General features: G+C 37.6%; 3 protein-coding genes. All 3 read right to left on the bottom strand.

Translation table 11 applies throughout. From position 1 onward, the window contains the following. Positions 1-14: 14 nt before the first annotated feature. Genes C8E03_RS01230 through C8E03_RS01220 form a run of 3 tightly spaced genes read right to left on the bottom strand, consistent with a single transcriptional unit; the run spans position 15 to position 23579 of the window. Positions 15-9881 (bottom strand): SDR family NAD(P)-dependent oxidoreductase, encoded by a 9867-nt coding sequence (locus tag C8E03_RS01230; protein WP_110290063.1) that lies wholly within the window; start codon positions 9879-9881, stop codon positions 15-17. Between the two features lie 13 nt (positions 9882-9894). Then, complete coding sequence (locus tag C8E03_RS01225) at positions 9895-14943, bottom strand: SDR family NAD(P)-dependent oxidoreductase (RefSeq protein WP_110290062.1); 5049 nt, start codon at positions 14941-14943, stop codon at positions 9895-9897. Positions 14944-14963: 20 nt separating this feature from the next. Beyond that, entirely contained in the window at positions 14964-23579 is an 8616-nt protein-coding gene (locus C8E03_RS01220; RefSeq protein WP_110290061.1) for an SDR family NAD(P)-dependent oxidoreductase, read from the bottom strand. Positions 23580-23692 lie beyond the last annotated feature (113 nt).

Genomic DNA, 23692 nt, shown 5'->3' with positions numbered 1-23692 from the left:
AAGCGGATATTTTATTAGTCTATTAGATGAAAGACTTCATCAATATCCATTTTTCCCTCTGCTAATTGCTGAAATACATTTTCTTCTGCATCCTGACTGGTATCTAAAGTTAAAACGTTTTCTTCTTTTCCCTGAACCATACACAAAGCAGCCTCTTTATACTCCTTAATTAGATAGTGACAAAAATCATGTAGATTACTATAGTCAAACAACACCGTACTTTTCAAAGTGATTCCAAAGCTCTCATTGATTGCCTTTATGAGTGTAAGTCCGGTAATCGAATCAACACCGCAATCAGAAAATGACATGTTTGAATCAATATCACAGCTTTCTACACCCAATGCCTTGCTTAAGCACTGCATTACTTTTTGCTCCACCTGTTTATATCCACTTGAATTGTTGTTTGCGCTGTGACTTTCATTGTTGTTTGTAATCTGAGTTTCTACTCTGTCGCTATCTGTATCAGGTACCTCTTCAACGTCATGAAACGCAGTCATAATCTCTTCCTTATACTCATTCCATAAATATTCACTCAAGGCATCTATGTTACTATAATCAAACAGTACGGTATTCTTTAAATTGATTTGAAAGGTTTCATTGATGTTTTTAATCAGCTCCATCCCCGTAATCGAATCAACTCCATACTCTGAAAAAGGGATATCGCTGTCTACTTCATTTTTGTCTACCTTTAAAATATCGCCACAGCTTTCCATGATTTTTTCTTTTATCCTTGGTAGTGCGTCCTCTTTGATAGCTGAATGTTTTGGGGCTATTTTTACTGATACTTTTTGCACTTTTGCCTTTTTTGTCTCGATTCCGGACTTTTTCAGCAGGGCTTCCTCTGCTTTAATGACTGCAATATGATCCATATCTGGGTGGGCGACAATTTGTGTTAGTGCTTTCATTCCTTCCTCTGGCATGATAGAGCCTAAGCCGGTTGCCAAAATTTTTTGATTGTAAGCTTTGGAAGATGCAACGCCTACGCTTCCCCAATATCCCCAATTAATCGTCTTGACCTTACTTTTCGTTTGACTTCTTATATAATCTGCAAATGCATCCTTATACGCACAGGCTGCTGCATAATTTCCCTGCCCTAAATTACCGATAAATGTCTGGATTGACGAGAAAAACATAATAAAATCAAGCGTTTCATTTTTCATAACCTGATAAAGATTCAAGCTGCCTTGTACCTTCGGAGCCAATGCTTCCCGTAGATTACTCTCCTCCATATTACGGATGGAGCTATCCTTCATAACAATTGCCGAATGAATGACACCATGAATCGAACCAAAATTAGATTGAATCTCTGTAACTGCATGTCTCATACTTTCCAAATCAACTGCATCCGCTTTTACATATAAAATTTTTCCTCCAAGCCTTTCCACTTCTGCCATTTTTTCTTTCTTTTCTTCTGAAAGCGCAGAACGACCAATTAAAGCTATTTTTGCATGAACCGTTTTGGACAGGTAACGGGCGAACTCCAGTCCAATTCCTCCGGCTCCTCCTAAGATGACATACACACCATCTTTTCGGAACGGATTTTCCTGAATTTCATCTGCAAAAACAGATGAAATACTTCGCTCATAACGCTTTTTGCCACGAATAACCGTTTCATTTCCCCGCGCATTCGGTGGCTCATGAAGCAGCATTTGAAATAGCGCTTCTGTCTTTTCGCCATACAAATCATTGGAATCAAAATCGACACAACTTACCTTCCAATACAAATATTCTTTTGCCATGGTCTTAACAAAACCGAGAATGCTTGCGGAATTTGGTATATTCGTTTCTTTTGGTGCCATTGCGGTAACCTGATTGGTCCAAACATAGAATTGCAGTGGTTTATTATCCAATTCCTTCCTTGTCAAACCTTTTACCAGACGAAACAGCGAAATAATTCCTTTTTCCTGACTCTCTTTTAAAGCATCCCTATTTTCAATGTCCAAAGTTTTTGGCAATAAACCACCCAGAAAATATACAATATCAAGTGTATTTATTTTTTCTAAACAGCCTTCGACCGCATTTTCATCCCATACATTAATTTGATAGCGGTTTTCCTCCAAATGTTTCTTCTCGAAGCCAAGTATCATAATGGTTACTTCATCATCCTTGTGATATTGCAGTAATCGATTTAAAATATCCTCATGATCCTTTGGGATCATAATTAATACGCTTCTTTTGGTCTTTTTATCCAATGGTTTTTCTAAATTCGATGGCAGTTCTACATTTTTCCAGCATTGTTGGTAAAAACATTGTGTGATATCAGTCGTATCTTCTTTGTTATTCTGCTTTTCTTCTTTTACTGATGGCACATGAATTGCCTTTTCACTATCTTTTTCTGCCCATATATGCTTTCGCTCAAATGGGTAGGTCGGCAGCGATACTCTCTTTCGCTTGCAATTTTGATGGAGTATACGAAAATCAACCTCAATTCCTGATACCCAAAGTGCTGCTAATTTGTTATATTCCTGATTTTGAATTAGCATATCTAAAATTTCCTGCCCTAAACTGCCGTCCATTAATAGGAAATCTTTCCCTCCTTCGTTTTTGTCTCCCTCATATACTCCTTCAATGGATTCGTCCCCATTTAGAACCTGATTCACCTTGTTCTTTAACTCAGAAAGACTGTTAACAACAAAGGCAACTCGCCTCGTCATACCTTCTCTACCTACCTGAAGTGTGTATGCCACATCGGATAAGGATATCTGGTTTTTGGCATCCTGATTCAAATACTCGTTCCACTCCTTTAGATACTCCTTCAGGCAATTTCTATTTCTTGCGGAAAGTACAATAATCTGTGGTTTACTATCGTTTGGTGTCAGTTCTTTCTCCTCTTTGTATTCTTCGAGTATCATATGTGCATTAACACCTCCAAATCCAAATGAGCTGATTCCTGCACGCCTTGGAAGTTCATTGCCGTACTCATCGATACGTGTGTTCCAGTCTTTTGTCTCCTTAACCAAATAAAAAGGTGTTTCTTCCAGTTTGATAAATGGATTTTGTTCTTTTAAGTTGACCAGCCCGGGAAGTTTTTTATATTTCATCGCGAGTAACACCTTCAAAACCCCTGCAATGCCGGCTGCTGTTTCCAAATGTCCGATATTCGTCTTTACTGAGCCAATTCCGCAATATTCTTTTTGATTGAACAAAATGTCATGCTTTTTGCTCAATTCTTTAAATGACTTGATTAAAGAATTAATTTCAATCGGGTCCCCGAGCTTTGTGCCTGTTCCGTGTGCCTCGATATAGCTTATGGTATCTGGTGCAATACCTGATTTTTCAATCACCTTTTTAATCAGGTCTGCTTGTGCACTTGGGTTTGGAGCAGTGAGTGAGGAAGCGTGTCCGCCATGATTAATTCCTGTTCCCTTAATCAGTCCATAAATATGGTCACCATCTTTTTTCGCCTTGCTCAATGGTTTTAAGAAAATTGCTCCTGCACCTTCGCCTCTGACATATCCATTTGCACTTTCATCAAAGGTTTTACATCTTCCGTCCACAGATAACATGCCGGCTTTCCCAAAGCTGATATGAAGAGTTGGGCTTGCAATTACATTGACACCTCCAACCAGTGCCATTTCACAGTCTCCATTGTAAATCGATTCCACACCACGATGAATGGCTACCAAAGAGGAAGAGCATGCGGTATCAATCGGTTCACTGGGTCCATGAATATTTAATAAAAACGAAATACGGTTTGCCAGAATACAATGGGAATTTCCTGTTGACGTAACGGCCTCAATTTCTCTGTCACTGATTACGTCACGGTAATCTGTCGTAGATACGCCTACAAACAAACCGGTTTGGGTTCCTGATAAATCGGAAGGTTTATATCCGGCATCCTCTATTGTTTTCCATATCACTTCCATGAATATTCTTTGCTGCGGGTCCATCAGTTGTGCTTCCATTGGTGAAATTCCAAAAAATAACGGGTCAAATTTATCAATTTCATTTAGAAAGCCGCCCCATTTTGGAATGTTTTCTGCTACTTCATCCATCTTCCATCGATTAGATGGAACCTCTGAAATTAAATCCTTGGAATTCTCCAGATTTCTCCAGAAAATCTCAAGATTCTCAGATTGAGGCATTACACCATTCATTCCTACTATGGCAATAGGTTCTCTCTCTGTCTGATTTACTTTGACCAAATCTTCAACGACGTTCCTTTCCGGTATACGAAATCTGCTGCTTTTGGCTATATTCGGTTTTTCTTCTTCCCTATGCTCTGGTATTTCTTCTGCCTTTGGTGAAAAGCTCTTTTCTTCTTTTACTTGGCTTCCCCTGTAATATGCAGATATTTCAGCCTGAAATTCCTCATTCAGATAGGATGCCAATAAAGAAATCGTTGAATACTCATATAAAGCACTTGGATTTAATTCTATTTGATAAAAATCATTCATTTTATTTGCAAAATCTACGAGAGTTAAGGAGTTAAATCCGTAATCTCCCAATTCCTTTTCTAAATAAATATCTTTTTTCTTCAGCCTTAAAATCTCACAAACCATATTGCTCAGTTGCTGTTGGATTTGTTCCTGATCATCTGCTAGTTCTACACTATTCTTATTTTCTGTCTTGCGCTCTGCCCCCTGATTCATTTTTAAAAATTTTCGAATCTTCTTTTGATCACCACAAAAAATAATCATCTGATTTAAATCTGATTTCAGGGAATCTTCAAATGCCTGTAGACCCATGGATGTTTTTAGCGCCTGAATTCCCATCGTATGAAACAGCTTCTCTGTTTCTTTATCAACCTGCATGCCGCCCTCTTTCCATAACGGCCAGTTCAGTGATAAGGATTTTCCTGAGCGTAACCCCTTTTGTCGCAATTGCTCACGGTTCAAAACAAAATAATCCATAAAGCTATTTGCATAAGCATAATCTGTCTGTCCCATATTTCCGGTAATTGCTGCTGTTGAAGAAAACGTCATAAAAAAATCTAATGCTTCGTTTTGTGTCAGCAAATCGAAATGAATCATTCCTGCAATCTTTGGAGTAATCACCTGTTTGATTTCTTCGATTGTCTTGTTTTTCAGAAAATTATCGTGAATCATTCCCGCGCAATGGATGACTCCATTTATTTTATGGAAGTGATCTTTTGCTGCTTCATATAATTTCTTTGCATCATTTAGGTTAGAACTATCTGCCTGTACAAACCGTACCTCTCCACCTAAGGCTTCTAGTTTTGAAATCATTCTTCTCTTTTCATCATTAAGTGAACCACGGCTTGACAAGCAAATTTTTGCATGATATTCTTTGGCAAGATATTTGGCAAATAGATAGCCAAGCTTACCAAATCCTCCGGTTATCACATAGCTGCCACCCCTTACAAGCTTCGTTGTTTGCATTTCAGCCTTACTTGCGTCAAACTCTTTGATTTGTTTGATATAACGTATTTCTTCTCTATATAAGACATCGAAATCATTCTCTCTACTGTCTGCAAATTCTCTTAAAATCCATTTGCTTTTTTCATATAAGGATACCGTATTTTCAAATTTTATGGACTTATAAATCCATTTGTTGTTTTCCAGATGAAGTGCTCTTGCAAAAGCACCAAAAGCAGCCTCAAACGGATGATAAGAATCATTCTTTCCATCATACACATAATTAAAATGAATTTTCCCAACACCCTGCTCCTCTAGCGCTTGTGTCAAATAGATAACCGGAAATAAGCTTCGATTTAGCTCATCCATTGTAAACGGCTCTGCCAATTCAAGGGGATCGTTCGCCCATGCATACACAATATGATCCGGTAATTTTCTGACTTGCAAAATTTTTTTCAACATACGAACATAATGTTCTTTCTGCTCCTTATTTATCTCAAATCTTGTTCCATCCCCGGATTCTGAATAATCAGAAGATGGTTTTACTATAATAGCCGTTTCTTGGCTCAATGTCTGAAGAGAATCAGATAGCTTTTCTTCTGTATCAAAAATCAATAGGCTTTGCTTGTAATCATCACTGTTTTCTGGGACTTCTTCTTTTTGCTCCCAAATTGTCTGGTAATACATCATTGGATTGTCCGTTTCATCGTTGTCTTGCAAATTTTTCCCTATTTCCCACAAAGAAAAATTCTTAATCTTAATCAGTACAGTTCCTGCTTCATCTAAAATAAACACATCAAAACATTCTGTTTCCTGTAAATTAATTTTCTTTTTTCCAATGTATCTGGCATAAGAATAACAGCATTGCGTTAATTCTCCCAGAATTTCAACCTCTCCTATATAAAATGGCAAACGTATTTTGTCTGACTTTACTCTCATACTTAGCATACCAATCACTGCTTCGAGTGCGCCGTCCATAAGAATCGGGTGAAGCTTAAATTGCTTCCAGGAAGCTTTTAAATGCTTTGGTAATTCTAACTTAGCCAGCACTTCATTCTCACTAAACTGTAATTCTTGAATAGACTGATAGCTTTGTAAAAGATTGAGTCCTGCCATGTGAAACATTTGATAGCATTCCTCTTTGGATACTTTTTCATGGCAACGCTCTTTTATTGGAGGAAGGGATATATTTTCTTTCTTAGCTTCACTTTCCTCCCATCCAAAGGTAATCTCTCCCTTTCCATGAAGAATTACATTTTTATCCTTATCCTGACTTACAACCTCATAGGAAACAACCGTTTCATCCTCTTTTTCCGGTATGAAATGAATTTCAACCTTCTTCGGGTCTTCTAAAACCTTAATTGCATTTAACCAGTAATTATTGGATAGTTTGATTACTTTTCGTTTTCTGTCTGCCAAGTCTCCGGCTATTCTAGCCATCTCAAGATAGGCCACAGCCGGTAGTACTTTGGTATCTCCCACCAAATGATCGTTCAGGAAAAATTCTTCTCCGGTAAAGGTTTTTTGAAAACATTGTTCCTGCAAAGTTGATATGTTTTCATCAAGCATCGGATGAAGAGCGCATCTTTTCCCAATGAAGCAAGACTCTTGCTTCGCCGACTCATCAATCCAATATTCCTCTTCTGCAAAAGGATAGACGGGCAAATGAAGAAGCTGATAGGACTTGTCTGTAAAAATTTTCTTACAGTCTGTCAAAAATCCCATTGTATAATACTTTGCCACCGATAAAAGTCCCTGTCTGTATTCTGGCTCATTGCTCTTTTCAGTGCTGCAAATCTTTGCAAAAAGAGCCTCTATTTGATCCTTTGTTTCCTCATCTGCACGTATATTTTTTCCATTTTCCTGCTGAAAAAAATACTCTTTGGTTGTTTTGTAATCCACTAGTTCTTTCAACTTATTCTGTAATTCTGATATACTTCTTGCAATCAATGCTCCTCGAACATGATAATGGCTTCTTCCGACATTCAGCGTATAGGCGATATCCTTCAGACAATATTTTGTTTTGTTCCCTTCTAACCATTGATGTAAATCTTCTATTTTTTTCTCATAACAATCTATGTCTTTGGCTGATATGGTGATTAAGTAGTATGGAAGTATACCTTTTGTCTGTATGTTTGTATTTTCTTTGTATTCTTCCACGACCACATGTGCATTGGTTCCACTAAATCCAAACGCACTGATGGCAGCCATTCTATTTTTTCCTTGAGCAAGATTCCAGCTCATCGGTTTGGCATTTACATAAAATGGTGTTGTTTCAAACAAAATATGCTCATTGGCTTTCTTAAAATGCAGCGTGGCAGGTATTGTCCCATGCTGCATGGCCAATAAAACTTTGATTAAACTGATGATTCCTGCCGCATTCGTCGTATGGCCAATATTGGTTTTTACAGATCCAAGGGCACAATATTGGTTTTTATCGGTGTAATCACGAAACGTATTGGTCAGCGCTTTGACTTCTATTGGATCTCCTAATTTGGTACCAGTTCCATGTGCTTCCACATAGCTGATTTCTTCTGGATTTATATTGGCTGCCTTATATACGGATGTTTCAAGCCGATACTGTGACTGAGCGCTGGGTGCTGTAATCCCATTTGTTTTACCATCTTGATTAATTCCTGAACCTTTTATGATGCCATAAATGGAATGTCCTTCTTTCTGTGCCTTTTTCAACGGCATAAGTAACGCTACGCCAACTCCCTCACTCATAATGGTTCCATCTGCTTCTTGGTCAAATGCGCTGCATTTCCCCTTGTGTGACAACATTTCTAATTTGCTCGTAGCAATATGTAAATCGGAGACGATGTTTAACCGAATTCCTCCCGCCAATGCCATACTGCTATCACCACTTTGTATGCTCTGACACGCTAAATGGAGGGCTACCAGTGAACTAGAGCATGCTGTATCCATTGTTACAGTTGGTCCGGTAAGATTTAAGAAGTAAGCGATTCTGGCAGCAAACATAGATGGCTCATTTCCTGTAAATGCCTCGCCACTTGTATCTTCTTGGTTCTTCATCAATAATTTCCAATAATCTCCCTGCGTTGCACCGACAAAGACCCCGCATTTTTCATTGGCTAGATTTCGATCACTAAAACCTGCATCTTCCAGTGCTTTCCATGCTTCTTCCATAAAAATTCTTTGCTGAGGGTCCATATAAACTGCTTCGAGTGGCGGAATATTGAAAAATATGGAATCAAACTTCTTAATATTTGATAAAAATCCTCCTACCTTACTATATGATTTGTGAGGTGCTCTTGAATCTGCACTGAAAATTTCATCCGCATCCCATCGGTCTTTGGGAACTTCAATTACACTGTCTTTTTCTTCTATCAAATTCATCCAGAAGTCCTCTACATTGTCTGCACCGGGAAAGCGGCCGGATATCCCTACAATTGCAATATCCTCTTTTGAATGGAATTCTTCTGCTATTGGTTTTTTTTGTTTTTTCTCAGTTATTGAAGAATCAAACGCCTGACTTTGTTTTAGGTCTGACAATTTTACTTTAGGTTGGTAAGCTGACTGGTCATATCCTGATTCTAACTGTTTTTGAATATCCGTCGGATTTTGAAGCAAAACCGTCCCATTGTTGGTTCTCCTTGATCCTACTTTTTCGCTTTGAACTACATTTTCTCTTGGAACTAATGTTTGATTCGTATTTATTTTTCTTTCCAGAACTACTTTTTCAATCGGTTCTTTTTCCTTTTTCAATTGAAGTGATTCAAACTGAGATACAAAATCTGGTTCCATCTCCTTTAATGTAGTTTCTTTCTGTGTCAATTTCTCTGAAATCATTTTGGTTAACGAAGAGATTGCTGAATAATCATAAAGCACTACGGCATCTAAACTTAAGCCAAATTTAGCATTCATATCTCGGATAATTTCAATCCCATTAATCGAATCGATTCCTAAATCTTTAAAACTCATATCATAATCCAATTCCTCTTCTGACAGATGAAGATTATCCGATACAATTTTTACTATTGCTGAAACAATCGTAAGGTCCGATTCTTTTTTTTCCTTGCTTACTGCTTTTGCGTTTGGCATTTCTTTCGATTTCGTTACTTTCTTTGATTCTGTTATTTCCTTTGATTCTGTTATTTCCTTTGATTCTGTTATTTCCTTTGGTTCTGGCATTCCCGTATGAATAAAATCGGAATGTTTGCTTCGTTGTTCCAGCACATATTCACTAAGCTTTGTCACGGTTTCATAGTCATACAAAACAACTGCATCCAGATTGAGCGCGTACTTTTGATTGATGTCACGAATCATTTCAATTCCATTAATGGAATCTACTCCTAAATCCTTAAAGTTTTCATCATAGGAAAGTTCCCCCTCCAAAAGATGAAGATTATCCGATACAATTGCTGCAATCTCTGTTAATATCACATCGATTGAACTATTTTTCTTCTCAGTCGGCTCCTTTGAAACAGGAGCTTTCTTCTCGAACAAATCTATCAACAATTGTTTTGCCTCTTCCTTCGTTATTTCTTTTTTGGATAACCTAGTATATATCTCTAACTCTAACCTATTATTGTCTGACATTTCGTAAGCCTCCTCAAAATTTAATGTTGTTCAAACAAAACTGCTTCGCCTCATCCGGTGACATATTTCCTGACTCTAATGCATCTAGCATTTCGTTTAAAGGTTGTGGTTCTTCATTTACTGTCTTGGAAACACTGTTTTGGTTTTCACCAAATTCGTGTCCGTCCAAATAATAATGCCTGATTCGTTCTTTCACTTCCTGCGTGGTAAAGGTTTTATCATGCATAATATCTTCCCGCTCAATGTATTTAGGTAATTGCTCTAACATTCTTCCCGCCAGTTCTTTCTTTAAGGTAGTTAAGGAAAGCTTTGACTTTTCAGATAAAAGCTTTGCTATTCTCATAGCCTCCATTAACACTTCTTCTCTTTTTTTTACGATTACAGGTGCTCCACGCTTTGCAAGTTCTTCCCCCGTAAACGATTTCGCAGTAAACATCATTTCTGTTGCAAGAGTCTCACCAAATCTTTTTTCTAATATGTAAGTTGCTCCCATACCGGGAGTAAAACCATATTTCATAAATACAGCGGTATAAATTCCCTCATTTGACATCACCACCATATCGCTATACAGTCCAAACAACAAGCCGCCGCCCGATGCATGTCCCTGAATGGCAGCGATTACAGGAATCGGACACTCAAGTAATCCTCGATATAAAAACGGTGCATCTGTAAAACGTCTCTCTTTATTAGAAATTTCCAATAACTGTTCCTGGGTTCCACCCATACTGAAAATATTCTCATATCCAGTTAAAATAATGGCCTTAATAGTTTGGTTTTGTGAAACCTCTTGAAATTTTGCCATAAGACCAATAACTAAATCCTCATGAAACATATTACGGTGTTTTTTATCCTGCATGGATATAATTGCGATGGAATCTTCAACGATTTGAACTAAAACCTCATCTCCATGATAATTTTTAATCGCATCCTCATAGCCAGCCGTTAAGTAATTGTTTGTTTGATCCAATAACGGTTTTTGCTCTTTCCTTACTAATGGTTCCTCTTTCGTTTCACTCTTTTTCTCATAACTGTCATACCAGTAACGTTTTCGTTCAAATGGATAACCCGGCAATGAGATTCGTCTTGGCTTTTGCTTGAAATACAATTGATTCCAATCTATTTTTGAGCCTGAAACCCAAAGCTTTGCCAATTGTTTCATATCCTTATTTTGTAAACACTGCTCAATCTGCTGCTCACCGCTTTCCTGATTATCTTCTATCTGATTGATGCTCTTTTTGCCGAAATAAGTAAATTCATTTGCCTTATCTTCCAAATAGTACTTGAGCGCTTGTTCTAATTCCTCCCATGTTGTAACAACAAAGGCTGCTCTTTCTTCTTTTTCTTCCCTGCCAACCTGCAAGGTATAAGCAATTTGTTCTAATTTGAAAGCAGTGTAGCTCTTTTTGTTTTGCTCATCACCAATCTGACCTCGATTCATTTCCTCACTAGATTCGCTACAGATAAATTCTGCCATTTCATTGATTGAAAAATGTTCCAGTAAGTTTTCTACAGATAAACCAATCTTCCATTCTTCATTTATTTTCTCAGCTAGATTTGACCATTCAACAAGACTAAAATTCATTTCATCTAATGAACTTTCTGTATCAAGTTCCGTGATAGAAATATGTTTTAAAAATGCTACGGATTCGATTAAAAATGCTCTGACTTTCTCTATTCTGTCTGCTGGTTTAATTGTCTGATTCCATCCAATCGTCCTATTTTTATCAAGATACTCTAACAGTCTTTTCGCACATTCCTTTAATTTGTTCTGATTTCTTGCCGATAATAAAATGACCTGCTGACTGTTATTTAATATCTCTTTTTCCTTATTTTTTTCGCTGTATTCCTTAACTATCATATGTGCATTCGAGCCTCCCGCACCAAACGCACTGATGGCAGCAATTCTAGGAAATTCAACTGTTTTTCCCTGTCTTGTTACGATCGGCTGTTTCCAGTCAGACAGTGATTTTTGTACATAAAACGGTGTACTTTTAAAGGAAATGTTTTGATTCAACACTTCACAATGAATGGAGGGAACCAGTTGCTTATGCTGCATTTGTAAAATTATTTTCGTGATTGCTGCAATCCCAGCTGCTGATTCCAAATGCCCGATATTTGATTTTACCGAACCGATTGCACAATACTGTTTGTCTTTGGTAAATTGCGTGTATGCTTTGGTCAATCCTGTAATTTCAATCGGGTCGCCCAAAGAGGTTCCTGTTCCATGTGCCTCTATGTAACTGATTGCTCTTGGAGTAATGTCCGCCTTCTTTAGAGCCTTTATAATCAAATCCGCCTGTTTATTTGGATTTGGTACGGTATAGCCGTTTGTTCTTCCACCATGGTTAATTGTACTGGCTTTTATCACCGCATAAATATGATCGTGATCTGCTTCTGCCTGTTTGAGCGATTTTAAAATAACGGCTCCTACGCCTTCCCCAGGAACATAACCGTCTCCACCTTCTCCAAAACTATGGCAGCGTCCGTCACTGGATGCAAAATTATTTTCACATAAATAAAGATATTTACTTGGATGAATGGATAAATTTACACCCCCCGCAACTGCCATGTCACATTCCCCATCCCGGATGCTCTGACACGCCAGATGAACCGATGTCAATGAAGACGAACACATGGTATCAACTGCAATACTTGGGCCTGTAAGATGAAAGGTATAAGAAACACGATTTGCAATGGAGGAAAACGAAGAACTTAATGCCATTGCATTTCCTCTTTCTAATTCCTGACTGGCAAACAGCTCATAATGTCCATACATAACCCCCACATAGACACCAACTTCATGGTGACTTAACTCATCAAAATTATAGCCGGCATCTTCTAGCGCATGAAATGCAGTTTCTAAAAACAATCTCTCCTGTGGATCCATTTGTTCTGCATTCTTTGGTGTAATACCAAAAAACATCGGATCAAACTTATCATAGTTCTTGAGAAAACCTCCCCATTTTGCATATATGTTTCCTTTTTCATCTTTTTTTTCTGATTCATACTTGTGATAATCCCAACGTTTCAATGGAATTTCAGTAATGCAATCTTTTCCTGCTTTCAGGTTTTCCCAATATTCTTCCAAATTCTCTGCTTCCGGATAGCTTCCACTGATGCCGATAATGGCAATATCCGTATCTGTTCGATTTTGGCTAACCACATATTCTTTTCGTTCCTCTTTTTTAGAATCTTCCTTTTTTGTTATAAATCTGTTGTTTTCCTTTGTTCGTTTCTTTTGTTCCAAAAGATCTGTTGTTTCTGCTTTTTCACCCGTGGCAACGAGTTCTTTTTGAATTATATCTGCATAATTCTCAACAAAAAAATCAGATAGCTCATTGATATTTAAATATTCAAAGAATAGTGTTTTGGACAATTCTTTGAACTTTTTTTCCATTTCATTTGTCATCCGCACAATCGACATAGAATCGATTCCATATTGTTCCCACGGTTCACTCAATTTAATTTTGGCAATTGGAATTCCTAACTGATTTGAAAGAATCTGTTTTAAATATTCTTCCATCTGCCTTTTTAATTGACTTTTTGATTCTAAAGGAATCGGATTTTTATTTGGAATGTTATCTCTTCTTTCTTCCTGCATCATAGATTGAATCACTTCTTTCTTTTCTGAATTTATTCGAACCACAATAATTTGTGAGTAATCGTGTTGCAACGCATTGTTAACAACCAAAATTCCATATTGGTTATCTATTGTCTCTAGCCCGGTCATTTCTCTCAACTGTTCCTTTATCTGCGAATCAATGTTCATTCCGCCGTTTTCCCATAATGGCCAGTTGATTGAAATGATCCGGGTACATTTTAATTCACTTTTTAAATAGAAAGACATATGATCTAAATATGCATTGGCATAAGAATAATCAATTTGTCCAACGTTTCCTGCTACCGATGCCAGTCCTGAAAAAAGTATGATAAAGTCAAGTGGCTTATTTATGAATTGTTTCATTAAATAGGTCGTTCCATAAATTTTTGGTCCAAATACCTTTTCTACCTCAGCTTTTTCCTTAAACAACAACAAGGAATCTTGAATCATACCGGCGCAATGAAGGATTCCGTCAATCTTTTTAAAATATCCATATGCCGCTCTCAGTAAGTACGCTGCCTCCTCCTCTACACTAAGATTGGCCTGAATATATTTAACATTTGCACCCATTTGGACTAATTCATCTATTTGTTTTTGCTTTCTGTCATTTAAAACGGAGCTTCCTGACAAAATCAAATTAGCTTGATATTCGGATGCCAGATATCTTGCAAAAATCATTCCAATTCCGCCCGTTCCACCTGTAATCAGATACGTTTTGTTTTTCTGAAATCTGACTGGATTTGTGCTTGGCTTTTGAAGGTCTACATCACGGATGCACGGAACAAATCTTGATTTTCCCTGAAAGAATACCTGTGTATCCTCCTTTGGATTATTCAGTTCTTGTAATATGAAATCAGCAATTTTATTTTCCTCCAAAGCAAAATCTTCCTGAATTTTTACAATTTCATACGAATAATTTGGTTGTTCTAAATGTATTGTTTTGCAAAATCCGCTAACCGCCTCATGTAGCGGTTCTATCTCTTCTGCCACAAAAACGTACAATAACTTTATTTTGTATGAAATCTTTTGTTTTATCATTGCCTGACTCAGGTATAAAAGAGAATAAAATCCTTCTTCCAATTGATTTTTTATCGCCATTTGATCCATCTGAAATCTTTTCTTGGTCCACCTGTATATGATTTGATTCATCTGTACATGACAGGCTTTTAGTTCCTCAATCAGTTGAATAAAATCACCTTTCTCCCCCGGTGCAACTTCAAAAGTGGTTTCGTCAAGTTTCCTGTAATGATCCGATTGTTTTATCAGGATAATATGACTGGGATTCCCCTTATACTGATCCATTAAGCAATTACGAAATTCGTCCTTCGTGTCAAATAAAATGATATACTCTGATTTTTCGGTTTCTTTTATGGGAACCGTGTCTCTTTCTTCCCACTCTACACTATATGTTTTTTCTAAAATTACCCCATCTTTTTCTACATCAGGTTCCTTATCATTCATATTATCCCTCCGTTATTGACTTAGTCTTCCCATGCCGACAAACTCTCTGCTTCCGGTATCTGTGAGGTATCATTGATTATTTCATATGTATCATTGATTATTTCATATGTATCATCTGCTCTATCATACGTTTCATCTGTTTTCTGCACGACACGTTTTTGCGAATATTCTCGAATCACATATTTTTTTACATATGCAAGTACTTCGCCATCCATATTAGTTACGGTAACATGAAACATAAATCCGTTTGTCCTTTGAGCCTGTTTGGATGCAAATGTTACGTAAACGATACATTCCTTTGTTAATGGTTTCACCAAGTCAATCTCCTCAATTAAAAAAGGTAGGTAGATGGATGAAGAACGATTCTTATCGTTTCTCACCAGTCCAATCGCTGCTTGTAATGCACCATCCATAATCGATGGATGAATTTGTAATGTTTCAAACTCCTCAGACAAACCTTGAGGAAGCTTCAAATAGGCCAATACCTCTGTTTCATTGCTATACATCGTATGAATCGCCTGAAAATTCTTATCATAATGAAATCCCATTGACTCAAACATTTCATAACAGTCTTCTCCCGTAAAATGGGCATTGCACCGTTTTCTTATTTCCAAGGTATCCAGAGTAAATGTATGCTCCTTGGTCTTGTCATTCTCATATAACAGAATTCCCTTTGCATGTGCTTTTCTTTCCTCTGCATCTTCTGTGTAAATAGTAAATGCTACCTCGTCCTCGTCCTTTGGTTCTAAGCTGATGTTTACCTCTTTCGTATCTTCTATCGTAATCGGACTTCCCCAAATCACATCTTTTAATGCTTTTACATTCTCTTCTGCTGCCAGCGTTCCTGCTGCGCGAGCCATTTCCAGATAAACAACACCCGGCATAACTTTTTCGTTTTCAATCTGATGCCCTTGTATATAAAATTCATTTTTAGAAAAATAAGTTGTATATTTTTGCTCTTTCAAGGTTGCTGTATTCGCTCCAACCAACGGATGAAGCCGGGTTGGTTTAGAAGATGTTTTATCTTGCTGTTTCTTGTAATTTTGAATCCAATAGCTATCTTTGGAAAACGGATAGGCAGGCAGGGAAATCTTTTTATAATCATTGGTATTGTAAATACCCATCCAGTCAAATAAATATCCTTTTACATAGAGCTTTGCAACATCCACTAAGGATTCATAATACTCAATCTGTGTGTATCGCCCTTGTGCCATGCCATCGATAAGCGCCTGCCCATATTGTTTTGTCTTTACATCTGCACGAAACGTGTTACTTATAAAATCTCCGGTCATCAGGCGTTCATCTGCTTCCTTATTGATTGCCTTTTCAAGCTTGACAAAAAGCTCCTGTAAAGAATTAACAATCAACGCCATGCGGTAACTGAAATGACATCTTCCTGTCATTAATGTATTTGCAATGTCGCCTAGTGAATGGGTTTTACTTTCCTTAGGAAGCCATTTCTGTAAATCCAATGCTTTTTTATCTAACTGTTCCTTGGTCTTGGCAGACAATGCAATCAGATAATACGGTTCTTCTTTTGTGATTGTTTGTTTCATCTCGTCATACTCTTTCACAACAACATGACAGTTCGTTCCACTAATGCCAAATGCACTTATGGCAGCCATTCTAGGTGCCCCTTCTGTAGGAATCCAGTCCTTATATTCGGTATTTACATAAACCGGACTGTCCTTAAATGGAATCAGTTCATTTTCGGTTTGGAAATGAATCGAAGGAACCAGTTTTTTATATTTCATGCACAATAAAACTTTTGCCAGACTCGCCGAACCCGCTGCCTGCAATGCGTGACCTATATTGGATTTCACAGAACCAATTGCACAAAATTGCTTCTTGTCGGTAAACTTAGAAAACGATTCTCTAAGTGCTTCAATTTCAATGGGATCTCCTAATCTTGTTCCTGTTCCATGTGCTTCAATGTAACTGATATGCGCAGGATTTATCTTATATTTTTCATAAACTTCGCACTCAAGAGCTGCCTGTGATGGTGCACTTGGTGCTGTAATTCCATTGCTCTTTCCGTCCTGATTAATACCTGTTCCGACAATCACCCCATAGATATGATCCCCATCTTTTTTGGCTTTCTCTAGCGGTTTTAGCACAAAAGCTCCACAGCCCTCGGCCGGTATAAAACCATCTGCTTCATTATCAAATGGCTTCATTTCATTTGTATAAGAAAACATTCCGGTGCTGCTTCCAAGAATATGAAACATTGGTGTCGCTAATACATTGACTCCTCCTGCAATGGCAATTTCTGATGTCTTGTTTATAATGCTTTCACATGCAAGGTGAAGCGCTACAAGGGCAGAGGAACAAGCGGTACTTACTACAATACTTGGTCCACGTAAATTTAAAAAATATGAAATTCTGGCGGACAAAATCGGAATGGTAATGCCATTAAATATATAGTTACTCTGATCTGCTCCACTTTCCTCAATAAGCCGTTCATAGTAGTCCTCCATACATCCTACAAAAACACCGCATTTTCTTTCATCCAAATATTTATCGTTATATCCTGCATCTTCTAACGCATTCCATGCAGCTTCCAAAAACAGCCGTTGCTGAGGGTCCATAAATTCTGCTTCTTTCGGAGATATATTGAAAAACAAAGGATCAAATTCCTTCATACCTCGCACCATACCGGAACGATTGATGTAACTCTTATTCGCTACATCTTTATCTGGGTCAAAATAATCTTTTTCATTGAAGCGGTCAATGGTTGTGACTGAATCTACTCCATGAGTCAGATTATCCCAGTACTCTTCTAACGTATCCGCACCCGGAAATACTCCTGACATACCAACAATTGCAATATCCATAGAACCATTTTGTAACTCGTTTCCTATGACAGACTTTGTCTCTCTTGTAGTGATACTAATATTGTCATTCATACCTGAATTTGTTACTTGCTCCGTATTCAGAAATCCGACTGACTCATACTGCCTATTTGGCTCACCCTGCTTATCCACCTTATCCTGCACATCTGCCGCAGCCTGCATAGCTGCATCAACCTGCTCAACCGTTTTGACCTGCTCATCTGCATTGACTAGTTCATCCGCATTGACCTGTTCAACTGCTTTGACCTGCTCATCTGCATTGACCTGCTCATCTGCATTGACTTGTTCCTCCTGCTTTCTCATAAATTGCAGCATTTTCTCTTGAAAGCTACTCAATATATAATCCCGTAATTTAGAAGTATTTGGATAATTAAACAGTGCAGTAGAATTTATTTCTATCTTTAACTTATCATGAATCATATTCGTTACCTGACCAGATAAAATTGAATCCATTCCGTATTCTGTATAAGGCATTTCAATATCTAATTCATTTTTATCAACCTGCAATACAAACGATAAACTATCTAAAATGGCTTCTTCTACTGCAAATGCAATCTCTTCTTCTTTAAACGAATCTTTTATTATATGTTCCTTTGCCGAACGTACTTCTTTTACTTTTGGCTGCTCTGTTTTTTTAGACTGCTTGGTTATAACTGTCCGATTTGGCTCCCCACTTAAGCTTATTTCTCCATTGCTTTCTGCAACAATAATACTTTGCATCAGGCTGATTTGAGAATCCTTTTTCTGACCAAATGTTTTTACATTTTGGTATCCCTCTTTTGTAAGTGCTTCTGCCCATAACTGATTGCTAAGGATTGGCGAATTGCTTATCCTGTTGCTCTCATCTTCATAAAGCCACCAGCCATCTAACAGACCAAATGTTAAAGTAAGGAAATCTTCAAGCGTTGTAATTTCATTCATGACAATCCAACCGTTCTTACGTAACAATACTTTGGTATTTTGAATTGTATTTCTAATATTTCGTGTTGCATGCAATACATTGGTAGCAATCACTATGTCATATGTTTTGCTTTCATAAGATTGCGCAACCGGATCCTTTTCTACATTAAAAAGTCTATAATTAACATATGGATTTTCTGCACCATACATTGATTTTCCATATTTCATAAATGCTTCTGAAATATCTGTATAATCATATGTAACAATGTCTTTGTATTGTTTTAAATCTCGAAATACAACACTGCTTGTTCCACCGGTTCCTGCTCCAATTTCCAAAATCTTAATTTTTTCATTTTCTTTCAAATCCTCTTTACGTCTGTTAACGTAAGAAACGATTGTCCAAGCTACCACTTCGTTCATGTAATCGGATAATTGATTCTCTTTATATATTTTTTCAACCAGCTTCATAGAAGAATTCGGGAATATAATTTCCGTAGCCAGTCTTACCCCTCTAAAGATATCCCAGCTATAGGACATGCAGGTCCATAAAAATTCCACATGAGGTGTAATAGACGGATATTTCTGAATCATCCAATTCTTTTTCTTTGCAAGGTTTCTTAATTGTTCTTTCGTTTCCTGGCTTTCTACTATTTCATTACTGATGTACTGACTCTTCGTAATCTTTTGTATAAAACCGGCATTCTCCAAAATAGTAAGCATCGCTCCAAATAAACGATCATATTTTTGCAGTATCGCTAAGGATGTGAATAATTCCTGCTTTTCGCAGCGTTCCTTTGCTTTAAGAAATCTACCTGCTGTTTGAAATACATTTAAGGTCACTAATTGCGTAAATTTTCTTAACTGCAAAAAAGCATCCTCTAGATGATTGAAGCTGATCGTGTCCAATGCTGGCATTTTTTCATACGAAAGTGCATGTTCTATGAAGCTTTCCTGTTCATCACTTATCTCTAATCGATTACTGCTAAAATCTGCACCCATTTTTTCCATTGTACTTTCGTCTGCCTTAATCGTCAGAACCTGTACCCCATTATAATTTAAGATGCTTTCAATTGCTTTCATACCATCTGCTGTCTTGAGACTGTAAATGCCCATTGCCTTTAATCGATTATTATATTCTTCACTTGCCACAACACCGACTTCACCCCAGTATCCCCAGTTAATTAAGCTGACACGATAGCCTGCATTTTCTTCTTCATATAAAGCAAAGGCATCTTTAAACGTGCATCCGGCAGCATAATTGCTTTGTCCTGCATTCCCGGCAAAACTTTGAACCGAAGAAAAATACAATTTAAAGTCTAGTGGCTCATCTTTGAATACTTGATACAATACAATACTGCCTCTCATTTTCGGGTCCAATACCTTTGAAAATGTTTCTTCCTCCATATTTAATATTGCCTGATCTTTCAGTACAATGGCGGAATGAATGACACCATTTACTTTACCAAAAGCCTTTTTTGCTTTTTTAACCGCTTGTAACATGCTCTGCTCATCTGTTGCATCTGCACTAATATAGAGAACTTCTGAACCAGACTGTTGAATTTCGTTTATCTTACTCTTTGGAATATCTGCTGCGTCTCTTCTGCCGACCAGTACAAATTTGCAATGGATTTGTTTTGCAAGGTAGAGGCATAGCTCTAAGCCAATGCCACCTGCTCCGCCTAAAATGAAATAAACGCCACCCTCTTTAAACTGTGTTTTCTCTTGTACCGGCATATCCAGCTTATATAATTTTTGAACATAGCGAACTCCTTTACGGATTGCTGTTGTTCCAAGGCTTAGAGAAGTAGTTTCAATCTGAATCATTTTTGCCAGTCGTTGTAAGTCTTGTACTTTCTCACTTCCTGTAAAGTCAACATCGATTCCTGTTACATGACAGCCTCGAAATTCCTTTTCAATTGATTTTCCCAACCCGAAAAGCCCTGCTGCAAAAGGCCTCAATTGATCTGCTTCTTCTACCTTATATACATGATTGGTAACTATCTTTAATTTTGTATTGTTTCGTATATGACCACATTTCGCATAAGCCTTTATCAAACGAAACAGCCCGATTACACTTTGCTCTTTAAACGCATCGAGATAAGTCAAATCCATGGAATCTTTTTGTCTTGTCTCGATGCCGCCTAAGTAATACACCACATCAATCGAATCGATTTCTTCCATTGGATTTTGGTAGGCATCTTTCGCTGCCCTGTCTATTTCATAACAATCATCTGCTGTTTTTTGTTCTATGTTAACTTGCTTAACCTTTATCACCCTATCACCGGAATGCGCCAGTGCAATCGCCTGACTCAGTCTTTCTGCTTCCACGGGATAAATGATTATAACATTACGGCCTTGTTTTTCTTCTATCTTTGCTAGTGCCGTATCCTTAACTTGTTTCCATTTTGGTACATAAAAATAATCTGCTCTTGCTTGCTCTATCACATCGATGGCCTGCTCGCTTATCCTATCCATCTGCTTTATCTGCGTGATTTTTGGAAAATATTTTTCCGTGGCAAAGGAATATCCGGGCAGCGAAATCCGGTAAGGTTGATATTCTGCCTCATCCTGATAAAGAAGTTCCCAGTCAATATCAATCCCTGAAACCCACAACAAAGCGATTTTATCAAATTCTTTTTCTCGCATTAGTGTCTTTAAAAACACAGTACTTGCCTGTCCTTCAAAAACTTTCTTGAATACTGCTGTTTTCACATTATTATAATAAACACCTGAAATATATTCTTCGTCATTAACAAACAGCTTTAATTTACTGCTTAGCTCTTCCAAATCAGAAGCTACGACTGAAAGCCTTTCTGTCATTGCTTCTCTTCCTATCTGTAACGTATAGGCCATATTGGAAAACAATGCTCCTCCTGCTTGATCACTGATTGCTTGATCAACGTATTGAATCAGCCTTTGAACATTTTCTTTTAATCTTTTCTGATTCTTGCCATTTATTACAAATAACTGTTTTGAGTATGGAATATCTTCCTGGACTTCTTCTTTTGATGGTTGTACATATTCCTCTACAATAATATGCGCATTAGAACCTCCGGCTCCAAACGAAGAAATTCCTGCCATACGAGGATACTCCTTTTCCTCTCCATCTAAATTTAGTACCGGTCGGTTCCAGTCTTCTAATTCTCTTTGAACCACAAATGGCGTATCCTCAAAATCGATATTGGGATTTAGAACTTGTGAATGAATCGACGGCACAAGTTTTTGATGTTTCATTTGTAACAACACTTTTGTCAAAGAGGCTATACCGGATGCACTTTCCAAATGTCCTATATTGGATTTTACAGAACCGATTTTGCAAAAATGGGAATCCTTTGTATACTCTCTGAACGTCTTATTTAATCCGGTCATTTCGATTGGATCTCCTAATGAGGTTCCGGTTCCATGTGCCTCTATATAACTTACCAAGCGCGGATTCAGATTGGCTTCACCATAAGCACGTTTTATGACCTGTGCTTGTGCATTCGGATTTGGAACTGTAAAGCCGTTTGTTTTTCCGCCATGATTAATGCAAGTGCCCTTCAAAATACCATAAATCATGTCTCCATCTTCAATCGCCTTTTCCAATGGTTTTAAAAGAACGGCTCCAACTCCTTCTCCCGGTACATAACCATCTCCGTTTTCTCCAAAGCTTTCACACTTGCCTTTGCTTGACATAAATTTATTTTTACCAAGCAGCAAATATTTATTGGGATGAATGGATACATTTACGCCACCTGCGATGGCCATTTCACATTCAAAACGTAATAAGCTTTGATACGCCAGATGAATGGCTGTCAAAGATGAGGAACACATGGTATCCACTGCCATGCATGGACCGTGAAAATCAAAATAGTAGGAAACACGATTTGCAATGGACGAAGGATTGCCATAAACCGATATCATATTTCCCCGTGCCTGTTCTTGTGCCGCATACAATTGGTATTCTTCATACATCACTCCAACAAATACACCGATATTACCCTCCAAGCCATAATTCTTATATTTTCTGCATGCCTCTTTGGTATAACCGGCATCCTCTAATGTCTGATATACGCACTCTAGAAACAGACGCTCTTGTGGATCCATCTGCACCGCTTCTCTTGGGGATATTTGAAAGAAAAGAGGGTCAAAATTGTAAACTCCATCCAGAAAACCGCCCCATTTTGAACAAGTTTTTCCTTCTTTGTTTTTATCCGGATCAAAATACTGACTGTAGTCCCAGCGTTCTTTTGGAATTTTTGTAACGCAATCCATTCCGGCTTTTAGATTTTCCCAAAACTGATCTAAATCATTTGCTTTTGGATATTTTCCTGCTAAACCGATGATAGCAATATCCATCGGTTTATTGAAATCGGACGTCTTAGAACGCTGTCTATCCTCATGACTGATTACTTTCTTTACAGAAACTTCTGGTTCTTTGGTTGTCTTTGCTGCTTTCTTTGTTTCTTTTTCACTAAAATCCACTCCCAGAAGTTCACCTAGCTTGTTGGAATGCTTTTCGATAAAATAGTTTGTTAACTCACCAATGGTTTGGTATTCAAAAAACAGTGTTTTTGGCAATGAACCAAATACTTTCTCCAGACTCTGCGTCAAATTCAGAACCATAACAGAATCAATTCCATATCGTTCCATCGGTGCATCTTCCTCTATTTTATATGCTGCAAGTTTGATTTTGGATGATAATGTTTCTTTAAAATAGGCGAGTGCAGCATCATAATCAATAATCTTTTTTTCAGAGAATTCAGTTTTTTCGCATTCTAAGTCCTTGGTATCGTCAGAAGCTGCTTTCATGCGTCTTAACTCATTGATTCTTTGCATTAGTGCAGTTGACGTTATTTTTTTATCTTTAATTTCTTCATAAAGTTCTTTTACCTGTCTATCCATTCTCTAATATCCCCTTTATCATTTTAGTCAAGCGGATGTTTGCAATCCGCTTCGCTACATAGCTCTATCCTTATTGCCACTTCGTGGTATTTTTGTAAAAGCTTAGACTCCTG

Origin of the sequence: Lachnotalea glycerini, from assembly GCF_003201285.1 — a bacterium.
Lineage (GTDB): Bacteria > Bacillota > Clostridia > Lachnospirales > Lachnospiraceae > Lachnotalea > Lachnotalea glycerini.
This window is presented reverse-complemented; position numbering and strand designations above follow the sequence as displayed.